This is a genomic window from Clostridium sp., from assembly GCF_036643715.1.
Taxonomy (GTDB): Bacteria; Bacillota; Clostridia; order Clostridiales; family Clostridiaceae; genus Clostridium.
This window is the reverse complement of the sequence record NZ_JAVXRL010000024.1, coordinates 22,852-44,138: the sequence shown is the minus strand read 5'-3', so window position 1 is coordinate 44,138 and position 21,287 is coordinate 22,852. Positions and strand designations below refer to the sequence as shown.

At 28.5% G+C, this 21,287-nt stretch carries 20 protein-coding genes; 3 read left to right on the top strand and 17 right to left on the bottom strand.

Annotation, left to right across the window (positions count from 1 at the left end):
- From RSF37_RS08685 to RSF37_RS08665, 5 genes are all read right to left on the bottom strand, one after another.
- Nucleotides 1–320 (bottom strand): hypothetical protein (locus RSF37_RS08685; RefSeq protein WP_332564014.1); only part of this gene is annotated, 320 nt, incomplete at its 3' end.
- Nucleotides 321–335: 15 nt separating this feature from the next.
- Complete coding sequence (locus tag RSF37_RS08680; protein WP_332564013.1) at nucleotides 336–1,043, bottom strand: phosphatase; 708 nt, start codon at nucleotides 1,041–1,043, stop codon at nucleotides 336–338.
- Nucleotides 1,044–1,130: 87 nt separating this feature from the next.
- Nucleotides 1,131–2,504 carry an MATE family efflux transporter gene (locus RSF37_RS08675; protein ID WP_332564012.1) on the bottom strand — a complete coding sequence of 458 codons (1,374 nt, stop codon included), beginning with the start codon at nucleotides 2,502–2,504 and terminating at the stop codon, nucleotides 1,131–1,133.
- 28 nt (nucleotides 2,505–2,532) lie between these two features.
- Nucleotides 2,533–3,711, bottom strand: a complete 1,179-nt coding sequence (locus RSF37_RS08670) for an aminotransferase class I/II-fold pyridoxal phosphate-dependent enzyme (protein ID WP_332564011.1) — start codon at nucleotides 3,709–3,711, stop codon at nucleotides 2,533–2,535.
- Entirely contained in the window at nucleotides 3,708–4,190 is a 483-nt protein-coding gene (locus RSF37_RS08665) for an Lrp/AsnC family transcriptional regulator (RefSeq protein WP_332564010.1), read from the bottom strand. Before RSF37_RS08665 ends, RSF37_RS08670 begins: the two co-directional genes overlap by 4 nt.
- Nucleotides 4,191–4,463: 273 nt before the next feature.
- Between RSF37_RS08665 and RSF37_RS08660 the strand changes: the two genes are divergently transcribed.
- On the top strand, nucleotides 4,464–5,234 hold the full coding sequence (locus RSF37_RS08660; RefSeq protein ID WP_332564009.1) for a histidinol-phosphatase: 771 nt from the start codon (nucleotides 4,464–4,466) through the stop codon (nucleotides 5,232–5,234).
- A 24-nt stretch (nucleotides 5,235–5,258) separates the two neighbouring features.
- On the opposite strand, the gene RSF37_RS08655 is transcribed toward RSF37_RS08660, so the two are convergent.
- The 10 genes from RSF37_RS08655 to RSF37_RS08610 all read right to left on the bottom strand — a co-directional run bounded on the left by RSF37_RS08655 (nucleotide 5,259) and on the right by RSF37_RS08610 (nucleotide 16,395).
- On the bottom strand, nucleotides 5,259–6,365 hold the full coding sequence (locus tag RSF37_RS08655) for a phosphotransferase enzyme family protein (RefSeq protein ID WP_332564008.1): 1,107 nt from the start codon (nucleotides 6,363–6,365) through the stop codon (nucleotides 5,259–5,261).
- Nucleotides 6,366–6,519: 154 nt separating this feature from the next.
- Nucleotides 6,520–7,833 carry a sodium-dependent transporter gene (locus RSF37_RS08650; protein ID WP_332564007.1) on the bottom strand — a complete coding sequence of 438 codons (1,314 nt, stop codon included), beginning with the start codon at nucleotides 7,831–7,833 and terminating at the stop codon, nucleotides 6,520–6,522.
- Between the two features lie 388 nt (nucleotides 7,834–8,221).
- Nucleotides 8,222–8,674, bottom strand: coding sequence for a hypothetical protein (locus RSF37_RS08645; protein WP_332564006.1), 453 nt, complete (start codon nucleotides 8,672–8,674; stop codon nucleotides 8,222–8,224).
- Nucleotides 8,675–8,783: 109 nt separating this feature from the next.
- Nucleotides 8,784–10,199, bottom strand: a complete 1,416-nt coding sequence (locus tag RSF37_RS08640) for an aminotransferase class I/II-fold pyridoxal phosphate-dependent enzyme (protein WP_332564005.1) — start codon at nucleotides 10,197–10,199, stop codon at nucleotides 8,784–8,786.
- 121 nt (nucleotides 10,200–10,320) lie between these two features.
- Complete coding sequence (locus RSF37_RS08635; protein ID WP_332564004.1) at nucleotides 10,321–11,529, bottom strand: M16 family metallopeptidase; 1,209 nt, start codon at nucleotides 11,527–11,529, stop codon at nucleotides 10,321–10,323.
- Between the two features lie 6 nt (nucleotides 11,530–11,535).
- Nucleotides 11,536–12,891, bottom strand: a complete 1,356-nt coding sequence (gene scfB / locus RSF37_RS08630; protein WP_332564003.1) for a thioether cross-link-forming SCIFF peptide maturase — start codon at nucleotides 12,889–12,891, stop codon at nucleotides 11,536–11,538.
- Between the two features lie 70 nt (nucleotides 12,892–12,961).
- On the bottom strand, nucleotides 12,962–13,099 hold the full coding sequence (scfA, locus tag RSF37_RS08625) for a six-cysteine ranthipeptide SCIFF (RefSeq protein WP_035279055.1): 138 nt from the start codon (nucleotides 13,097–13,099) through the stop codon (nucleotides 12,962–12,964).
- Nucleotides 13,100–13,193: 94 nt separating this feature from the next.
- Nucleotides 13,194–14,225 (bottom strand): type 2 isopentenyl-diphosphate Delta-isomerase, encoded by a 1,032-nt coding sequence (gene fni / locus RSF37_RS08620; RefSeq protein ID WP_332564002.1) that lies wholly within the window; start codon nucleotides 14,223–14,225, stop codon nucleotides 13,194–13,196.
- Between the two features lie 109 nt (nucleotides 14,226–14,334).
- Entirely contained in the window at nucleotides 14,335–15,666 is a 1,332-nt protein-coding gene (locus tag RSF37_RS08615) for an FAD-dependent oxidoreductase (RefSeq protein WP_332564001.1), read from the bottom strand.
- Between the two features lie 228 nt (nucleotides 15,667–15,894).
- On the bottom strand, nucleotides 15,895–16,395 hold the full coding sequence (locus RSF37_RS08610) for a DedA family protein (RefSeq protein WP_332564000.1): 501 nt from the start codon (nucleotides 16,393–16,395) through the stop codon (nucleotides 15,895–15,897).
- Between the two features lie 286 nt (nucleotides 16,396–16,681).
- Here RSF37_RS08610 and RSF37_RS08605 point away from each other — a divergent pair, with 286 nt between their 5' ends.
- A complete protein-coding gene (locus RSF37_RS08605) occupies nucleotides 16,682–18,013 on the top strand; it encodes a tetratricopeptide repeat protein (protein WP_332563999.1) in 1,332 nt (443 codons plus the stop codon).
- A 38-nt stretch (nucleotides 18,014–18,051) separates the two neighbouring features.
- Here RSF37_RS08605 and RSF37_RS08600 read toward each other — a convergent pair whose 3' ends face one another.
- Nucleotides 18,052–19,035 carry a polysaccharide deacetylase family protein gene (locus RSF37_RS08600; RefSeq protein WP_332563998.1) on the bottom strand — a complete coding sequence of 328 codons (984 nt, stop codon included), beginning with the start codon at nucleotides 19,033–19,035 and terminating at the stop codon, nucleotides 18,052–18,054.
- A gap of 307 nt (nucleotides 19,036–19,342) precedes the next feature.
- Between RSF37_RS08600 and fba the strand changes: the two genes are divergently transcribed.
- On the top strand, nucleotides 19,343–20,206 hold the full coding sequence (gene fba / locus RSF37_RS08595) for a class II fructose-1,6-bisphosphate aldolase (RefSeq protein WP_332563997.1): 864 nt from the start codon (nucleotides 19,343–19,345) through the stop codon (nucleotides 20,204–20,206).
- 64 nt (nucleotides 20,207–20,270) lie between these two features.
- On the opposite strand, the gene hypE is transcribed toward fba, so the two are convergent.
- Entirely contained in the window at nucleotides 20,271–21,275 is a 1,005-nt protein-coding gene (gene hypE / locus RSF37_RS08590) for a hydrogenase expression/formation protein HypE (RefSeq protein ID WP_332563996.1), read from the bottom strand.
- Nucleotides 21,276–21,287 lie beyond the last annotated feature (12 nt).

The window sequence follows — 21,287 nt, the reverse complement described above, 5'->3', positions numbered from 1 at the left end:
TCTACTTTATTTATATTTACCCCACTTAATTTAGTAAAATCATTTGCCTCTTCGTTAAGCATCAATATAATATCATTTTTATCTTTTAATTCATTTACTATTATATCTTCTAAAATATTTTCATAAACCATAGAAAGATCATAAAGTTCTATATTTATAAATCCAAGCTTAATTCTATATATGTAATAATAATTACTTATATTATTGTTATTTATAACTTTAAGCTCTTTATTTATTTCATAGCTCTCCTTAAGTTTGCATATGATATCACTATTTCCTTTTATATTATATATAATATTTATATTATTTTTATCCCCCATAAAAACTACACCACATTATAGAAATATTTCTTTAATGTCCTCTACATTATAATTTACAATTAACTCCATCGGGAAGTCCACTTCTTCGACTAATTTTCTACAGTTAGTAAAATTAGCAACATCATAACATATATGCGCATCACTTCCGAATATTATTTTAGCTCCATGTTCTTTACACACTTTAAGCATTTTAGTATCATTTTCTAACGCACCTTTTCTAAAGCCATTTGGATTAAGTGATGAATTATTAAGTTCAAGTAATACTCCTTTTTCTTTTGCAGCAATAACTACCTTTTCATAATCAACTGGATATCTATTGTCATCTAAATGACCTATTATCTTAACTTTGGGTCTATCCATTGCATTTATTACAGCCATTGTATTCTCTTCAATTGTTCCAGGAATAATACATGGTGTATGAAGACTTACAATTGCATAATCTAAAGCTTCCAAATCCTCATCTAATAAATCTAGTGTTCCATTGAAATCTAAAATATTTACTTCTGATCCAATTAATGTTACTACTCCATTAACCTTCTTTGGTACAATTCTTAAATTGTGAAAATGAAATACATGTGGTCCGCCTGGCATCTTTGGTGCATGGTCTGATATACCAAGATATTTAAGTCCTCTATAACTTCCACTATCAATATTCTCTTTTATAGTGCTATACGCATGACCGCTTGATATTGTATGTGTATGTAAATCTATTAATTCTCTCATATAAATTCCTCCTTAAAAATAACATAAATATATTTTACCACAAAAAAATAGAAACCATTACGGTTTCTATTTCTTTTATTATTATTATTATTCTATAACATCTTCAGTCATTTTATTGCTTAATGTTTTCTTATAAAAAACTATAAAGCATATAACTGTAATTACTGCTGATAATATATCTGCAACAGGTTCTGCTGTTAATACACCTCTTAATCCATCTTCAAATAACTTAGGTAATATATACGCTAAAGGAATTAATAAAATTATTTTTCTCAAAAGCGCAAGTATTAATGAAGTCTTTGCTTGTCCAAGTGCTAAAAATGTTTGTTGACATGCAATCTGTGCACCAAACAATATCATTCCAGCAAAGTATATTCTAATACTCCATGTTGTTATATTAACAAGTTCTGGATTACTATTAAATATTAATACGAATACTTTTGGCACTAACATAAGTAATGTCCACATTATTCCAGTATATGATAAACAACATACTAAAAGAAGTTTAAATGTCTTCTTTATTCTATCCATTTTATTAGCTCCGAAATTATAACTAATAATAGGTTGTGCACCTTGTGTAAGTCCCATTAATGGTAGTATAACAATTTGCATTACACTACTCATTATAGTCATAGCACCAATTGCCATATCTCCACCATAAAGAGATAACTGATTATTCATTACTATAATAACTAAACTTTCAGTTCCTTGCATTATAAATGGTGATACACCGAGTGCCATAATAGGTAGTACTATTTTAAGCTTTGGAACTAAATATTTTTTCCTTATCTTTAGTGTACTTGTTTTTCCAAATAAGAATTTTAAAACCCAAAATGCTGATACTAACTGTCCACAAACAGTAGCAAGTGCTGCACCTTTAACTCCCATACCGAACCCAAATATGAATATAGGGTCTAATATAATATTAATTACAGCTCCTATCATTACAGTTGCCATACCAACTTTTGCAAAACCTTGAGTATTAACAAAAGGATTCATTCCAAGTGCTATTTGGACAAATATTGTTCCCATTAAATAAAGCTCTAAATAATCTAAAGCATACGGCATAGTTGCTTCACTAGCACCAAACGCATATAATATTGGTTCTTTAAATATTAAGAAGACTACTGTCAATATAGCTCCAATTATAATAAGCATAGAGAAACTATTGCTCATTATTTTTTCTGCTTCATCATCTTCCTTAGCACCCATTTTAATTGCCGCAATCGGTGCTCCTCCCATACCAATAAGTGCACTAAATGCGGAAACTATCATTATAATTGGAAATGCTACCCCAACCCCAGCCATTGCAATTTCTCCATTTGGAATTCTTCCAATAAATATTCTATCTACTATGTTATATAAAACATTTACTAATTGTGCAATAATTGCTGGAAGTGCTAATCTAAATAAAAGTCCCGATATTTTACCGGCTCCTAAGTCTATTGTTTTTTTGCTCATTAAATTTTATCCCCTTCGTCACTATTCATTATAGTGTATTTTTTCTATTTTTTTCTACAAACCTATTTATTCTTTTAATAGCTTCCATTAAATCTTCCATAGAAGCTGCATAACAAGCTCTTATAAACCCTTCACCGCAATCACCAAAGGCATTTCCTGGTACTGCAAGCACTCTCTCTTCCATAAGAAGCTTTTCACAAAATTCATCTGAAGTCATTCCTGTTGATTGTATTGATGGAAAAACATATAAAGCTCCTAAAGGTTCGAAACACTCAAGTCCCATTTTTCTAAATCCATCAACTAACACTCTTCTTCTTCTATTATATTCCCCTGCCATTTCACGAACACTATCATCACCATTTTTAAGCGCTTCTATTGCTGCATACTGAGCTGTTGTTGGTGAACACATAATTGCATATTGATGAATTTTTTTCATGGCATCAATTAAAACTTTATTTCCACAAGCATAACCTAGTCTCCATCCGGTCATTGCATATGCCTTTGAAAATCCATTTATTATTAATGTTTTATCTTTAACTTCATCAAAAGATGCGATAGATACATGATTTTTATCATAAGATAACTCTCCATAAATCTCATCAGAAAGTATTACAATATTTCTATCCTTTACTACTTCAACAATTTTTTGAAGCTCCTCTCTTGTCATTATAGCTCCTGTTGGATTATTCGGAAAAGGTAATATTAAAACTTTAGTTTTATCTGTAATAGCTTCTCTTAAATCATCTGCCATAAGCTTAAATTCATCTTCGGCTCTTAAATTTATAATTTTAGATGTAGCACCTGTAAAAGCAGTGCATCCTTTATACGCTACAAAGCTCGGCTCTGGAATAATAACTTCATCACCAGGTCCTACAAGTGCTCTTAGTGCTAGATCAATAGCTTCACTTCCACCTACTGTTACTAATATTTCTTCTCTAGCATCATATGATATGTTTATCTTTCTATATAAATAATTAGAGATTTCTTCTCTAAGTTCTATAAATCCTGCATTTGAAGAATAATGGGTATGTCCTTTCTCTAATGAGTATATCCCAGCTTCAACAACATTCCATGGTGTTACAAAGTCTGGTTCACCAACTCCTAATGATATAACATCTTCCATTTCATTTATAAGGTCAAAATACTTCCTTATTCCTGAAGGTGGCATATTTTTAACATTATCTAAAATCATATCATTCATTATCATATAAAAATAGCCTCCCTATCTTGTATCTTTTTATCTTTAAATATTGTTCCATGATCCTTATATTTTTTAAGGACAAAATGAGTTGCTGTACCTTGTACATATTCTTGTACAGATAATTTTTCTGAAACAAACATTGCAACTTCCTTCATTGTTTTGCCTTCAACTATTACAGTTAAGTCAAAACCACCTGAACTCATTAAATAGCAAGCTTTAACATTAGAAAACTTATATATTCTCTCTGCAACTTTATCAAAACCCTGACCTCGTTGAGGAGTTATTTTAACCTCTATAAGTGCTGTAACAGTTTCTCTACCTGTATTTTCCCAATTTATTAAAGTTGTATAACCAGCTATTATATTTTTCTCCTCATAATCTCTTATACCATCTCTAACCTCTTCAACTGATTTTCCTGTCATAACAGCTATTTCTTCATCAGTATATCTGCTATTCTTTTCTAAAACTTCAAGAATCTCGTCCATATTAAAACCTCCAAATACCATACTTAATTAAATTTTTATACAAAAATACCTTCATCCATTCAAAAGGACGAAGGATAATAACTCACTTACATATATTTAACACAATATTAATCATTTTCTCTATTATATGATTATATGTTAATAATTTCAATACCTAGCAAAGTATATTTTTATACATATCAAACTTTATTACCTTTAATTCTTTATAACATTAATTGTCACCATCCTTTTTTTAGTATATTATTAAATAAAATCCATTTTAGGAGGAGTACTATGAACAGAGTAAATTATCATACGCATACTACAAGATGCTTACACGCAGAAGGAACAGATGAAGAGTACGTAATTGAAGCAATTAAGAAAGGTCTTACAACTTTAGGGTTTAGTGATCATGCACCTTATGAAGATAATAGATATGCACTTAGAATGCAGTATAATGAATTGGATGATTATTATAATTCTATATCTTATTTAAAAGAAAAATATACAGATAAAATTGAACTTAAGATTGGCTTAGAAATTGAATATAATAAATCAAAAATAGATTACTATAATAAACTACTTGGAAAATTTGATTACTTAGCTTTAGGTCAACATGTTTGTGTAACCCATGATAATCCATTTATTAATAATTTTGAACTACCTAGTACCGATTATTACATAACTTATGCTAAGTCTGTTAGTGAAGCTTTAAATACTGGATTATTTGCATTTTTAGCTCATCCTGATTTAATTTTCTTAAACAATTTACCTTGGGATGAAAATTGTGAAACTGCTTGTAATATGATAATTGAATCTGCTAAAAAGAATGATTCTATATTAGAACTTAATGCAAATGGCGTACGCAAAGGTATTGTTAACTTTTGTGATGGTCCTCGTTTTAGATATCCACACGAAAAATTTTGGAGGAAAGTATCTAAAGAAAATATTAAAGTTTTAATTTCTTCTGATGCTCATAATCCATCAGAGATTTATGGTGATGATATGTTATTATTATTAGAACTTGCTAAAGAGTGGAATCTTAATGTAATTGATTATATATAAAAAAAGAAGGGGGAACCCTTCTTTTTAACAGTACTTATTAACTATGTCTCTCATCTTGTCCATATTATTTTCCATATCACAGACTAATTTAAATTGATTTCTAGCTCTATCTAAATTATGTCCTTCTCTTTGTATTTTAAAATAAACATCTCCATTTAAATAATCAGTTAAAAATCTCATTCCACATTCCATTGTAATAAGCTTTGCTGAAAAAGCTAAGTTCTCTATTTCTAACTTAGTTAAATTATCTTTAAATTCTTCTAAATAACCTTTTGTATAATTTTCAAATATTTCAAAATCAAAGTTTACTTTACTTAAGTCTTTCTCATCTTCTAATGCTGTTGTTGCACCAGATCTTATTGAATCACCAAAATCATATAATGCAAGACCAGGCATTACAGTATCTAAATCAATTACTGCAACCGCTTTTTCTGTTATATTATCTATCATTATATTATTAAACTTTGTATCATTATGAGTTACTCTTATAGGTAGTAATCCATCATCTATCATATTAACAAGTTTAGACATCTCTTCACATCTACTTATTAAAAAATCTATTTCATTTCTAATATTTTGAGATCTACACTCTTTATCGTCTTTTAATGCCCTTAAAAATGTTTCATATCTTTGTTTAGTATTATGGAAATCTTTTATTGTTTCATGTAATTTATCAACTGGAAAATCTGATAATTGTTTTTGGAATCTTCCAAGCGCTGTACCACACTCATACATATGTTTAGGATTCTCAACTTTTTGATAAGTTTTAGCACCATTAATAAATTTGAAGGCTCTAAAATAATTATCAGCACTATCTTTATAAAAACTATTCCCATCAGTAGTCCTTATAAGCTCTAGTACGCCTCTTTCACTATCTCCATTTTCACTTTCTAACTTCTTTTTAATATGCATTGTGACATTCTCTATATTTTCCATTACTTTCTCTGGTTCAGTAAATATATTCGTGTTAATTCTTTGCATAACATATTTTGATTTTTTTCCCTCTTCACATTCAAACTCAACAATGAATGTATCGTTGATATGTCCACAAAGATGACTATCATATGCACACATTCTTCCTTCAAACTTAAATTGATTTATTATAGAATTAAAATCATAATTTTTTCCCATCCTAAATTATCCCCCTAGCTTATGTAACTTCCCTATCTTAAACTATATAAAGAAAACGTTTATACAATTTCGTCATAATTATATCATTATTTGTAAATGTTATCCACTTATTTCTTTGTAGTAAATTAAAAGAGGCTTAAAAGCCTCTTTTAATCTATCCAATTCCACCAAGTAATACACCAAGAATTATAACAACTATTGTTATAATAACGAATGCATACTTAGCAAAACAATAAAATTTATTTCCTAATTTAATATCACTCCCTAAATTAATTTCATGTAATGCATCTTCTTTTTTTATAACATAATAAAAAACTATCATAGTAATTAATGCACCAATTGGTGATAATATTATTGTTATAAAATTAGTGAAATTATTAAATATGTCCATATTTAAATCTAATGGAATTGATAATATAAATCCTACAAGCGCTAGTAATATTACACTTTTCTTTCTACTCATTTTAGTTTGAGACATTAATGCTTCTGCAGGTCCTTCGAGCATTGCAATTGATGAACTAATAGCTGCAAGGAATATACTAAAAAAGAATATAACTCCAAGTAACTGCCCTGCTGGAATTTTACTGAATATTGTTGGAACTGTTATAAATAATAATGGCGGTCCTGCAAGTGGATCTAATCCACAAGCAAATACTGCGGGCATTATTACAAATCCTGATAAAAGTGCTGCTAATGTATCAAATATAGCTGTATATACCGCAGCTTTTGGAATATTGAAGTCCTTTTTTGTATAACTACCATAAACAACTAAGCAACAGCCTGTGATTGATACAGTAAAGAATGCTTGGCCTAATGCATTAATCCAAGTTGATGCCATTAATAAATATTCCCACTTTGGTACAAGTAAAAACTTAACACCTTCCATAGCACCATCTAATGTTAAGGATCTTACTGCAAGTAATATTAATATTATAAACATCATAGGCATAATAATTTTATTGATTTTTTCAATACCACCTGAAACTCCAAAACATACTATTAGAACTGTTATTATCACTGCTACTAAATTCCAAATAATACTCTCTGGACTTCCTGCGAAATTCTCAAAGTATTTAGTTAAATCTGAACCACTAAATCCATTTAATACGCCAACTGAAAAATATTTTATAATCCATCCAACGACGACATTGTAAAACATAAATATACCAAACAAACCCATTACCGGTATAATTCCAACTAACCTTCCAAATTTAAGTCCAACCTTTTTAAACGCTATCCTCGTTCCCTCTAAATTACCTTTACCAAACATTCTTCCAAATGAAAACTCTGTTATAAGTCCTGTAGTTCCTAATACTAATACGAAAAATAAATATGGTATTAAAAATACCGCTCCCCCATTGCTTCCCATTCTGTATGGGAACATCCATATGTTTCCTAGCCCTATGGCTGCTCCTACACAGGATAAAATAAATCCTTTACTACTTTTGAAACCTTCTCTTTTACTCATGTAATTCCTCCTAAAAATAATTAAAGCCCCATAGAATTTACTACGGAGCTTTAAAAATAAGAAAAGCCCCATAGTATAATCTATGCGGCTTATTAATTACATAACTTAAAAACTTAGCCACCATAGATACATCCCTTTATCCTAAGGTTTGCATCCATGATGATTCATAAATACAACCCCTAACTAAAGTAGCTAAAGAACTTAATATTATTTAATTTTGCTAATTCGTTAGTTTTAATATTCATAATCATCCTCCAAGTTTTTTATTATCATAACATACACAAATAATGTTGTCTATATTTTTCTTAATAAATAGTACTTTTAATTATTAATTTTCTATTTTGATCTATTAAAAGAGACTATAAAAATATAGTCTCTTTAAAACCGATTATTCCCAGAAATTATCATTTCTACCATGACAGTCATCGTGTCTATTATCTTCACAGTCATCTTCTAAATCAAATGTCTTACAACATTTTGGTCTATCTGGACAGAATCTATTTGTTCTGCCTTCTTTTTTATAACAATCTATAGCTCTTTCATAAAGTTCATTAGATTTATCAACCATATCTGAAATTTTCTTAACTAACATTTGTACTTCTTTAAGTTTAGCTTCTGCTCTTTCATCTAAATATTTAGCTTTTGCCACGTATTGTCTTGATTCTTGTTGTAAACAAACAATTTCTCTTATTTTCTTTTCAACACATTCTAATAATTCTTCATTCATGTCAGATATATCTTCTGCACAGTTTTCTAACTTTCTACATTTGCTTTCTTTTATTTGACAATTCATATTAGAATTACATTTGTTATTACAACCTCTATTATTACATCTTTCCATAACCCACATACCTCTCTTCTGTTTACCTAATTTTTATCTATAATACAATATATGAGGGTATATAATTTTTGTTACATTCTAACATAGTGTGTCGAAATTTTTTTTAAGTTTATTTCTCTTTTATTACTTTCACTTTTCCTTTATAAGTTCCAATAACATCTTTATTATTTTTAATATATTCTTCAATAATTCCAATACATTTCTTATTAATCGTTTCTCCTGCACATACTAAAGGAATTCCTGGCGGATATGGTATTATTGATTCTTTAGCTATTTTATCATTGCATTTTTCTATTTCTATCATTTCATATTCTTTATTAAAAACTTCATATGGTTCTAATGCCTTTTTGGGTTTTATGAAATCGAAAGTATTTGAATATATTTCTTTAATATCTTCTACATTTAATTTTTCAATAGCATTAAATATTTTCTTAAAGTCATCATCATTATTAATTGGAGATAATATAAGAACAACGCCTCTTTCAAAGCTCATCTCACATTGTATTTTTTCTCCTCTTAAATAATCAAATAGCTTATGACCATTTAACCCTTCTTTAACAGTCATTATATACCTGCTTTTATCTTCTTCATAATTTTCATTTAAATCTTTATCTTCCAGTATGTGAACTTTGTTTAACTTATTTATTTTTTCTTTCCACTCTGACGCTAGTTTAATAAGATTATTATAATCATTTTCACCATATTTTTGTAAATAATACCTTCCATAATCTAATGATGCCAATATTAAATATGATGGTGATGTAGTTATAAAACAATTAAAATAAAAGTCTACATTACTTTCTTCTTCATTTACAATTAAATATCCACCTTGTGTTAATGATGGTATTGTCTTATGTGCACTTAATATTGTATAGTCTGCTATATTAGTTATCTTATTTGGAAGACTATTGCATACTCCAAAGTGTGCACCATGAGCTGCATCAATTATTATTTTCAAACCTTTTTCTTTAAGCTCTTTAAGAGTTTCTTCAATTAGCTTGTAGCTTAATCCATAATAATTTGGAGAAGTTAATATTATACCTTTAGCACTTTTAGTAATTTCTAAAGCTTTATATATATTCTCTTTATTTGGTGGCATAAAAATACCATGGTCTTCGTCAATAACAGGATCTATATAAGTTACTTTAAGCTTTCTTAATATTAATCCATTATAAACTGATTTATGACAATTTCTCTCCACTAAAACTTCATCGCCTTCATTAAATGCGGAAAAAATTGAAATAATATTTCCACCTGAACTTCCATTAACCATAAAGAAAGCTCTTTTACCATCATAGTGATTAGCAAGTAACTCCTCGGCTTCTTTTATAATTCCTTGTGGATTATGAAGGTTGTCTAATGGATCATTTTCAGTTATATCTAAAAACCCTAATTTTTCCGCAAAATCTTTTCCTATATTATCTTTTAAAAAAGCTTTTCCACATTTATTTCCTGGCATAGAAAAAATTAAATTTTCTTCTTTATGATAATCTATAAGACCTTCTAAAATTGGTATTTTATCCATATATATTCTCTCCTCTACTTACAAAACTTTCGCTAATAAATCACACACTTTATTATATTTATTCTTCCCTTTAAAGTGTTATTTAGAACAAAAAAATCCTGCCATTTTGACAGGACTTTTTTTATTTAATTACTTGTACTAAACTATTTTTAAATACTTTCTTATAAGTATTACATATTAATTCTAAATTAATATTATCTAAAGATTCACTTTCATCTACATAAACTTTATAATCATCAAACATAGTTTCATATGTTGATAACTCTTTAGCTAATACTATACTCTGTTCTTCTTTAAATAATCTTCTTAATTTAAAGCTCTTTTTAAGCTTAATAATATTTACATCATATAAAGTTTTTAAATTACTAATATTATCAATACACTTAAAGGTTAAATTCAATGCTTCTTCTACCTTCTCTTTTGATGTACTAAAAGTTATTTTGTATAACTTTATTCCATTTTCATGAGAAACTCTAGTTAAGACATCATAAACTAATCCATTTTTTGTTCTTAAAATATCAAAAAGTTTTGAGTTTACTCCCTCTCCAAAATATTCATTAAAGATTCTAAGTGCCTTTATTTCTATATTAGTTAGGTTACTTATATCATAAGCAATTTCTACTTTACTAGTTTTTATACCGTATTTAGTTTCAATAAATTTACTCTCTTTAACTTCTTCATACTCCATGCTCTTTAAAGAATTTTTTTCTATATTCCAATTTCCAAAATAATTTTCAGTAATATTTAATACTTCATTAAAATCTAATGGTGTAATAACTGTTATCACTGTATTTCTTGGGAAATATATTTTATTATAAAATTCTCTTACATCATCTAGCTTTATTGACTTTAAAGATTGTACTGTTCCGATAATTGGATACTTTATTCTTCTTTTATTAAAAGAGTTTAAAAATAATTTATCTTCAACATACTGTTCAAGTTCTTCATCCCACTCTTTTAATTCTTCAAAGATTACATCCATCTCTTCTTTAAATCCATCTTCTTTAAATGTGGGATTTATTATAATATCGCTTAAAATATCCATTCCTTTATTTAAATCTTCACCTAAAAGAGTTCCATAATAAATAACATATGGATAGTTTGTCATAGCATTAGAGAATCCAAATACTTCACTTATTTCTCTATTTATATCCTCTTCACTTCTTCTTTTAGTTCCTTTATAAACCATATGTTCAGTAACATGTGCTATTCCAAGCTTTTCCCCGTCCCTTAATGCACCACCATCTAATGATACACAAACTGATGTAAGACTTGATGTAACCCTCTTATATATTAGTCTTATTCCATTATCTAGAATATATTTCTTCAAAACAGCTTACTCCTCTGATTTTAAAGCAATCGCACATTCTATTCTCTTCTTTTGCATTTTACATCCGATTTCATATGGAACATTAATATCTCCATTGAAATTTATATTATTTGCTTGGCATCCACCACTACAATAGAATCTAGCCCAGCAATCTTTACATTTTGGCTTATTATAAATATGAGCCATCTTAAACTTTTTAGCTAATTCTGTATCATAAGTATCATCATCTATTGTTCCAAGCTTAAATTCTTCTTTACCAACAAATTGATGACATGGGTATACTTCACCTTGAGGTGTTATTGCAACATATTCAAATCCTGCACCACAACCTGATATTCTCTTATAAACACATGGTCCACCATTTAAATCTACATTGAAGTGATAGAATCTAAATTCATCTCCTTCTTTTCTTCTTCTAACCATTTCATCATATAATCTGTCATAGTTTTCAAAGATTGTAGTAAGATCTTCTTCTCTTAATGAAAGCGCATGTTCATCAGGAAGTACTACTGGTTCTATTGAAATTTCTCTAAATCCTTCGTTAGCCATAGCCATAACATCTTCATAGAAGTCAGTGTTTGCTCTTGTAAATGTTCCTCTTACGTAGAACATTTTATCTTTGCTTCTCTTTTCTACCATCTTCTTAATGTTTGGAAGTATATCATCATATGATCCTGATCCATCTACTTTTATTCTAACGTTATCGTTAACTTCTTGTCTTCCATCTAGAGAAAGGATTATATTTCCCATTTCTTTATCCATGTAATCCATCATTTCTTCATTAAGAAGAGTTGCATTTGTTGTCATAGTGAATCTTATATTTTTATTCCACTTCTTTTCATTTTCTCTAGCATAAGCTATTATTTCTTTAATTGTATCCATTATAAGAGTTGGCTCTCCACCAAATAGATCTATTTCAATATTTTTTCTAGGACCACTTCTCTTAACAACGTAATCTATAGCCTTCTTTGCAGTTTCAATATCCATAACACCTTTATGTCCATGGTATTCTCCTTCATCTGCAAAACAATACTTACATCTTAAATTACATCCATGTATTATGTTTAAACATACTGCCTTTATGTAATCTCTATCATCCATTGAACTATGAGCTATATCTTCATACATATCTTTTGTATAAAGCATGTCTTCATCAATTAATTGTTTTATCTCATCATAAGCTTCGCTTATTTCTTTTTCGTCATACTTTTCTTTTAATTCATTTATAATTACTTCTTTATCTCTTAATCCATTATCATCAACTAAGTCATATACTAAGTCATCAACAACGTGAACTGCTCCTGTATTTACATCTAGGACAAATGCATTGTCCCCTTGTTTGAATTTATGTATTAATGCCATTTTTTAAATTCCTCCTAAAATTACATTAATAATTAAGCAGTAACTTAATTATTAAGTTACTGCTTATTTATTAGTTTTCGCACTCTAAGTTTGCAACTGTGCATGAAGTCTTACATGCTGATTGGCATGAATTAGCACATTCTTTGCATCCTGGTTTCTTTAAACTGTTTTTGATGTTTGTTTTGTTTATTGTCTTTATATGCTTCATATACTTACTCCTCCATTATTAAAGAATAACATAGAGATTATACCATACTATCAATATATCTTCCATACTATTTGTCCTTTAAATGACTTTTTACTTAATAGTTTACAAAGTTTTTAATATTCTGTTCATCTTTATAATAGTATTTAAGTTCTTTTATATCACTTATACTTTCACAACCTAGGCATCCCATAAGTATTTTTGTACTACGTTCTAAATTCAAAAGATATTTCCACGCTCCCATAGCACCATCTTTTATATATTCTTTAAGTATTGCACCAGATATTCCAGTCATATTAGAACCAAGCATTAGAGATTTAATAATATGGCTTCCTTTGTTAATTCCACCTGAAGCTATTATATTCATATCTTTACTAGCTTCTCTACAAAATATTATAGAATGAGGAGTTTTTATTTCGATTTCTTCTAAATCTTCATATAGATTACTCTTGTTTCTTAAATCCTCAATTTTTATAAAGCTAGTTCCACCTTTTCCACCTACGTCTACATACTTTACTCCAACATCAGCTAACTTTTTGCATGTGTCATAACTTATTCCAGTTCCAACTTCCTTTAATATAACTGGAACATCCATACAACTTATTATCTCTTCTATATTATTAAGCATACCTTTAAAATTCCTATCACCTTCCCTCATTACAAGTTCTTGTGATACATTCATATGTAATTGTATCCCATTAGCTTCTAAAGCATTAACAGCCCTTTTAGCATCTTCTACGCTACTTAAAGCACTTAAGTTAGATAATACAATTCCATCTAAATTGTTTTTTCTTACAATCTTAAAAGAATTTTCAAATGATTTATCTTTAAGCATTATTGATTGTGATCCAACTGCAATTGGTATATTGAGTTCTTTTGAAATATTGCTTAAATCATCATTTATTTTAAAACTATAATCAGAACCTCCAGTCATTGCATTTATGATAACTGGCATACTTACTTCCTTTCCTAAAAACTCTGTTTTAAGTGAAATATCATCAAAATTAATATTTGGAACTGAATTATTGAATATTTTTATATCTTTAAAGTAATCTTCATCTAAGTATGATTCTAAAGCATATTGTATATGTTCAATTTTTCTTTTCATCACATTATTTATATCTACCATATACTCTCCTTTATTCGTACTATTTATAAAGTATATAATATCATATAAATTTATTTTATAAATATGCATTCCAAATAAAAAAGGCTGTTATTAAAACAGCCTTTTAATTTTATAATGCTTTAAGTGCAACTAAGTTTAATAAGCTCCATGGTTTATTAAAGTGTGGTTGGAAGAAGAAATCTGTCATTGCAAGTTCTTCAACTGTCATCTTATTTTGAATTACTACTGAAAGTGTATTCATAAATTGAGTTAAATCTTCTTTTGATATTATTTGTCCTCCAAGAACTCTTCTTGTATCTTTATCAAATACAATTTTAACCTTTGCCATTTTAAATGTTGGCATGAATTCTGGTCTATAGTTATCTTCTATTGTTGATGTTGCTACATTTATACCAGAAACCATTTTAGCCCCTTCTTCTGTTAAACCAGTTGAAGCTATACATTCATCATAGATCTTAATACCTGAAGTTCCTTGAGTTCCCATATACTTAATCTTTGGACCATTTATATTTCTAGCAACTAAAGTTCCCATCCTTACAGCATTTGTTGCAAGTGGTATATATCTATCTTCTCCTGTTGGATTATACTTAACAACACAACAATCCCCTGCTGCAAATACATCTTCTCTACTTGTTCTCATGTATTCATCAATTATAATCGCACCATTTGGTAATGTATCTATCTTTCCATGTACAAGAGTTGTATTTGGTCTAAATCCAATACATAATACAACTAAATCACCTTCATAAGTTCCCTTATCAGTAACAACTTTTTTAACTTTTCCATTTTCACCTTCAAAGCATTTAACTTTTTCTCCAAGAACTAAGTTAACGCCATGTTCTTTAAATTCATTTTCAGCTATATCTGTAAATTCTTTATCTAAATATTTAGCCATTATTCTTTCTTCTGCATCAACTAGAGTTACAGTCTTACCTAATACTTCAAATGCTTCAGCAAGCTCTACGCCAATATAACCAGCTCCAATTATAACTACATTTTTAGCATCCTTACCTTTTTCAGTAATAACTTGTGCTTGATTATAATTTTTGCAAAGTAGAATATTTTCTAAATCTCCACCATCGAATTTTGGTACTATTGGCCATGATCCAACTGTTAAAACTAATTTGTCATATGAATCAAAGAACTCTTCTCCACTTACTAAGTTTTTAACCTTAACTTTTTTATTATCAAAATCTATATCTAATACGTCATGTTTCATATTTGTTTTAACACCAAGTTTTGCTAGTGCTTCTGGTGAATTATAAAACATATCCTTTAAGTCTTTAACTACATCGGCTACATGAAGCGCTATACCACAAGATAAGAATGATATATTATCATTTCTTTCATATATTGTTACATCACATTCTGGATATAACTCCTTTAAATTCGCTACAGTAGCAGTCCCTGCATGTGTACAACCTACAACTAAAACTTTCATATTATCTCCTCCAATTAAAATTATTAATTAATAATTTATATCCTTTAATCTTTATATTTAAATAATATTCCTTACTAGTTCTATTGTAAATACTTTTGCCTAATTATTTTTATATATTTTATAATTATGTTACTAAAATAACAATTTGTTAATTAAATAACGGTTTTTATATATTTCATTTATTTTTCCATAAAAAAAAAGAGATTTATTTCTAAATCTCTTTTACTATTAAAAGAAGATAATATCTCCAATAAAATATCCCGCTGATATAAAAGCAGCATTCCATACAATAGTCCCAAGGGCTGAATACAGTATAAAATTATAAATATTTATTTTAAATACTCCAGCTGGTATAGATACCAAAGTTCTAGCTACAGGAATAAGTTTACTTAAAAATATACCATAATTACCTTTTTCTTTTACAATAACTTCTATTTTGTTTATATGTTTTTTTTGACTAGGAAACTTTTTTAAATATTTATGTAAGAGAATCTCCCCGCCGAATCTACCAATTAAATATAAAGATATACTTCCAAGTACCCCAGCAATAACTGAAACAATTAATGCTGTAGTAAAACTTATATCTCCATTTGAAATAAGAACTCCACAAGCTGGCATAATAATCCCTGCTGGTAACCCAGGAAGATTTAAGTATTCTAAAAATACAATTATAAAGAGAAATAGCAATCCATATGTTGAAAAATATTCTAAAATCATTTCAAATTCCAATTTTATTATCCTCCTAAAACATAAATATCCTTTAATAATATTACCATATTTAATATAAATTGTTTATTTATATTATCTAAAGAAAATCTTAACTTTCATTAATATATTAATTTAAACTTAACTCTCTTTACTAATTATTTTCTATTATATGTAATTATATGACATATTATAGTAGCTTTATAATAATTTTTTTATAAATTTATTGTAAAAGAAATATTTTCGAAATAATTTAGTTGACACAATGTATTAAAATAGAAGTAACGGATGGATTAACTAAGGAGGAAATATGAGTAATTTTGATAAAAAATTAGATAAAGCAGAAAACTATTTTAAAAAAAAGCATTACAAAGAAGCTTTAAGAATTTGTGATAAAGTTTTAGAGAAACAATATAATAATGAGAAAGCTTTAGAACTTGAAGGTGAAATATTATATAGACTAGGTAGAGTCGATGAGGCAATATTAAATTGGAAAATCAACTCCGAATATAATAATAATCCAACATCCAAGATGCGTCTTGCAGAAATGGATAAGTCTACTAAAGAAAAAGCTTTAAGCTACGATAACTTTAATACTATTAGTAGTGATACTCTTCAAGCTGAACTTGCTATTATATTAGCAGCTCAAGAAAAGGAAGCTCAAGAGAAAGAGGCTCAAAAAATTAAAGAAGCAACTGAGGACATAAAAATTGATGAACCTACTTCCGAAGTTGTAACTGAAGAAAAACCAATTGAAGTAGTTGAAGAAATTATTTCAAATGATAAAGAAAATGTAATTTCAGAAGTTGCAGTAGACGAAAGTTCTAACACTGAACCTGAAATTGAAGTTAGTGAAGTTAAAGTAGTAGAACCTGAAAATAACAAAACTTCAATAAATAATGAAAATAATAGTACAGTTTCTGAAGAAACTGCACAGTCAACTGATAAAAAACAAACAGTTAATCCAAAGAAAACTTCAATCAAAAATAGAAATATAGCTATAGCAGTAGCCTGTGTTGTAGTTATAGCAGCTGCTTCTTATGGTGTATATAAGTACTCATCTAAAACTGATGATACTATAAAGCCACAAACAGAAGTTACTGAACAAACTAAAGAACTACCAGCTAATTTTAATGAATCTTTAACTAAAGCTACTGATAGTAAAGACTTCGACAATCTTTATTCTCTTTTAAGCGATGCTAAAGGATTAAAAATACCAGCTGAAGATCAAAAATCTTATGATGCTGCATTAAAACTTATGCAAACTGATGGTATTCAAAAGTTCTATGATGCTGGTTTGGATCAAATGAAAGAAAAAAAATACCAAGATGCTTTAGGTAATTTAACTAAAGCTTATGATTTCTGTGGTGGAAGTTATTTAGAACCACATATAATGTACTTCATGGGGGCTGCAAATGCAGGATTAAATAAGCCAGAAGATGCAGTTAAGTATTATAAAGAATACTTAGAGAAATTCCCACATGCTGACATGTATACACCAGAAGTATTATACAAGTTAGCTGAATACTATAATGGAACTGGCGATAAGGACCAAGCTAAAAAATATGCTCAACATATTGAAAACTCTTATCCAAGTTCACCTTATTATAACGATACTTTAAAAGATATATTATATAAATAAAAAAATGTCTAGCGAATTTTCGCTAGACATTTTTTTTACTATTTATTACTTGAAGTGTCTTTAGTATCTGTATTATTTACCGGTGCATTTTTTATAACTTTAAATTCGAATCCATTTTCTTTAAACATTTTAATTATTTGTGGAAGCGCCTTTACAGTTGATTTCTTTGCAGCTGCATCATGCATTAGTAAAATTACATGATCTTCTGATTTCATATATTGTTTTGCTTTATTAACTAGATGTTCTACTGAATAACTATTTGATTCAGCATCTCCTGTTTCAGCATCCCAATCTATTGAATATATTCCTTGCTTTGCGAAAGCTTCATTTAACGCTTTTAAATGTGGATCCCTATAATACTTTCTTGACATATATCCACCTGGCATTCTTAAAACAGCTGTATTAAAATCTTCACCTAAAATACTCTTCATTAATTCATTATTTTGATTTATTTCTTTCATAAATACATCTACATTAACGCTATTACCTGGATATAATTTATGGTAATCATGACTCATTGTATGATTTCCTATAGCATTACCACTATCTAACTCATCTTTAAGTAATTGTTTATTCTCTTTGTCTTCTTTTATTTGTGATCCTAAAACAAAGAATGTAGCATGTACATCTTCCTCTTTTAATATTTTTAAAATGGCTTCTGTATTTTCACTTGGACCATCATCAAATGTTAAAAATACTTCTTTTGTTTTATTACTTGGTTTTGAAGATGATATCATATCAAATACTTCATTTGCAGGCACTGCATATGAATCTGCAGAGTTTATAATATTTTGTCCTGGCATTATGTCTGTTGGCTTAGGTTTTTCTTCTTCCTGTTTTGCTGTATTGTCAGCTGCCTGTCCTTCACTTGCTGTTGCTTTTACATTATCTTTCTTATGAGAGAATATTTCATATCCTCCAAACCCAATTCCTAAGATTACTACTACAGCAACAATTAATGTAACCTTTTTTCTTCTGTTTCTTCTGTTCCTTCTTTTTCTTCTGCTTTTGTTGTTTTCCATTTTACTCTTCCTTTTTTAACCTTCTCTTATATGTATTATATATCTTATGTAATAATTTTACCCCTTAAGTAAATATAAAAGATTAATATTTGGAAACAAATCAGTTAATTAACAAAAGGTTAATATTTTATACACAGCTTCTTAAAAAGCACTTATTATTTACATTAAAGTACTTTATTAAATTACTTTTATCTATTTTACTATTTTCATAATTACAATTTTGAGTTATACTACTAGGTAGAGAGAAATATATGTAAAAAAACATTAATTCTCAAAAAATAATATAAAATATATGGAGGTTTTGCGCATGTTAGTTTCAGCAAAAGAAATGCTAAATAAAGCTAGAGAAGGTAAATATGCAGTTGGACAATTCAACATCAATGACTTAGAATGGACTAAAGCTATTCTATTAACTGCAGACGAAAACAGATCACCTGTAATCTTAGGAGTATCAGAAGGTGCAGCAAAATATATGTGCGGTTATAAGACAATCGTTGGAATGGTTAACGGAATGTTAGAAGAATTAAACATATCAGTTCCTGTTGCATTACACTTAGACCACGGTAGTTATGAAGGAGCTCACAAAGCTATAGAAGCTGGATTCTCATCAATCATGTTTGATGGATCACACTATCCATTAGCTGAAAACATAGAAAAGACTGCTGAATTAGTTAAATTAACTTCAGGTAAAGGATTATCATTAGAAGCTGAAGTTGGTTCAATCGGTGGAGAAGAAGACGGAGTTGTTGGAGCTGGAGAAATCGCAGATCCTCAAGAATGTAAGCAAATCGCTGATTTAGGAGTTACAATGTTAGCTGCTGGTATCGGTAATATCCACGGAAAATACCCAGCAAACTGGAAGGGATTAGATTTTGATGCTTTAGATGCAATAGAAAAAGCAACTACTCCAATGCCTTTAGTATTACACGGTGGTACAGGAATTCCTGATGATATGATCAAGAGAGCTATCTCACTTGGAGTTTCAAAGATCAACGTTAACACAGAGTGTCAACTAGTATTCCAAGAAGCTACTAGAGAATACATCATGGCTGGTAAGGATTTAGAAGGAAAAGGATTCGATCCAAGAAAACTTTTAAACCCTGGATTCGAAGCTATCAAAGCTTTAGTTAAAGAAAAAATGGAAATGTTCGGTTCAGTAAACAGAGCTTAATTTCTTATTTTACTATAAAAGACAATCTTTAAGTTATTAAAGATTGTCTTTTATTATTTATAGCCTAACATATTCTTGGCAATTCATCTCCAGAAACTCTGTTTAGTATTCTAGTTCCGCCTATTAAAGTTTCAAAATATAATTCATTATTATAATCATCTATTACTTCTCCAATAATTGAAGCATTTATTCCACATTCTTTACCTTTAATTAATTCTAATAATTTATTGCTATCATCATTACTTACTATGCATATTATTTTACCTTCATTTGCAATATATAATGGATCTAATCCTAACATATCGCATACGTTACTTACATCATCTCTAACTTTTATACTTTCTTCTTTTATTTTCATACTTTTATTAGAAGAATCTACAATTTCTCTCAAAGTAGTAGCAAGTCCTCCCCTTGTTGGATCTCTCATAAATTTTACATTAAGTCCACTATTTATTATTAAATTAGTAAGTTCACATAAACTTTTGCAATCACTATAAATATTATTTTGAAGTTCTAAATTTTCTCTACTACACATTATACTCATTCCATGATCTCCAATAGTCCCACTTACTACTATTTTGTCTCCACATTCAATTCTTCCGTATCCAAGATTTACTTTATTATTTAAAATCCCTATGCCAGTAGTATTTATATATATTCCATCACACTTCCCTTTTTCAACTACTTTTGTATCTCCACAAATAATAGATACATTATTTCTTTTAGCTTCTTCACTTATTGAAATAACTATTTTCTCTAAGTCATTTATAAGTAACCCTTCCTCAATAATAAATGCTGTAGTAATATAAAGTGGTATTGCACCACTTACTGCTAAATCATTTAATGTTCCACAAACACTAAGTTTTCCAATATTTCCACCATTAAAAAATATAGGTTTTATTACAAAGCTATCAGTTGTAACTGCTATATTTCCATCTATTTTATTTAATATTGCAGAATCTAAGCCTTTTAACAATTCATCACATTTAAAATATTTATAAAATATATCCTCAATTAATTTATTACTCTCTTCTCCACCATTGCCACAAGCTAATGATACTCTATCCACAATATAACCTCT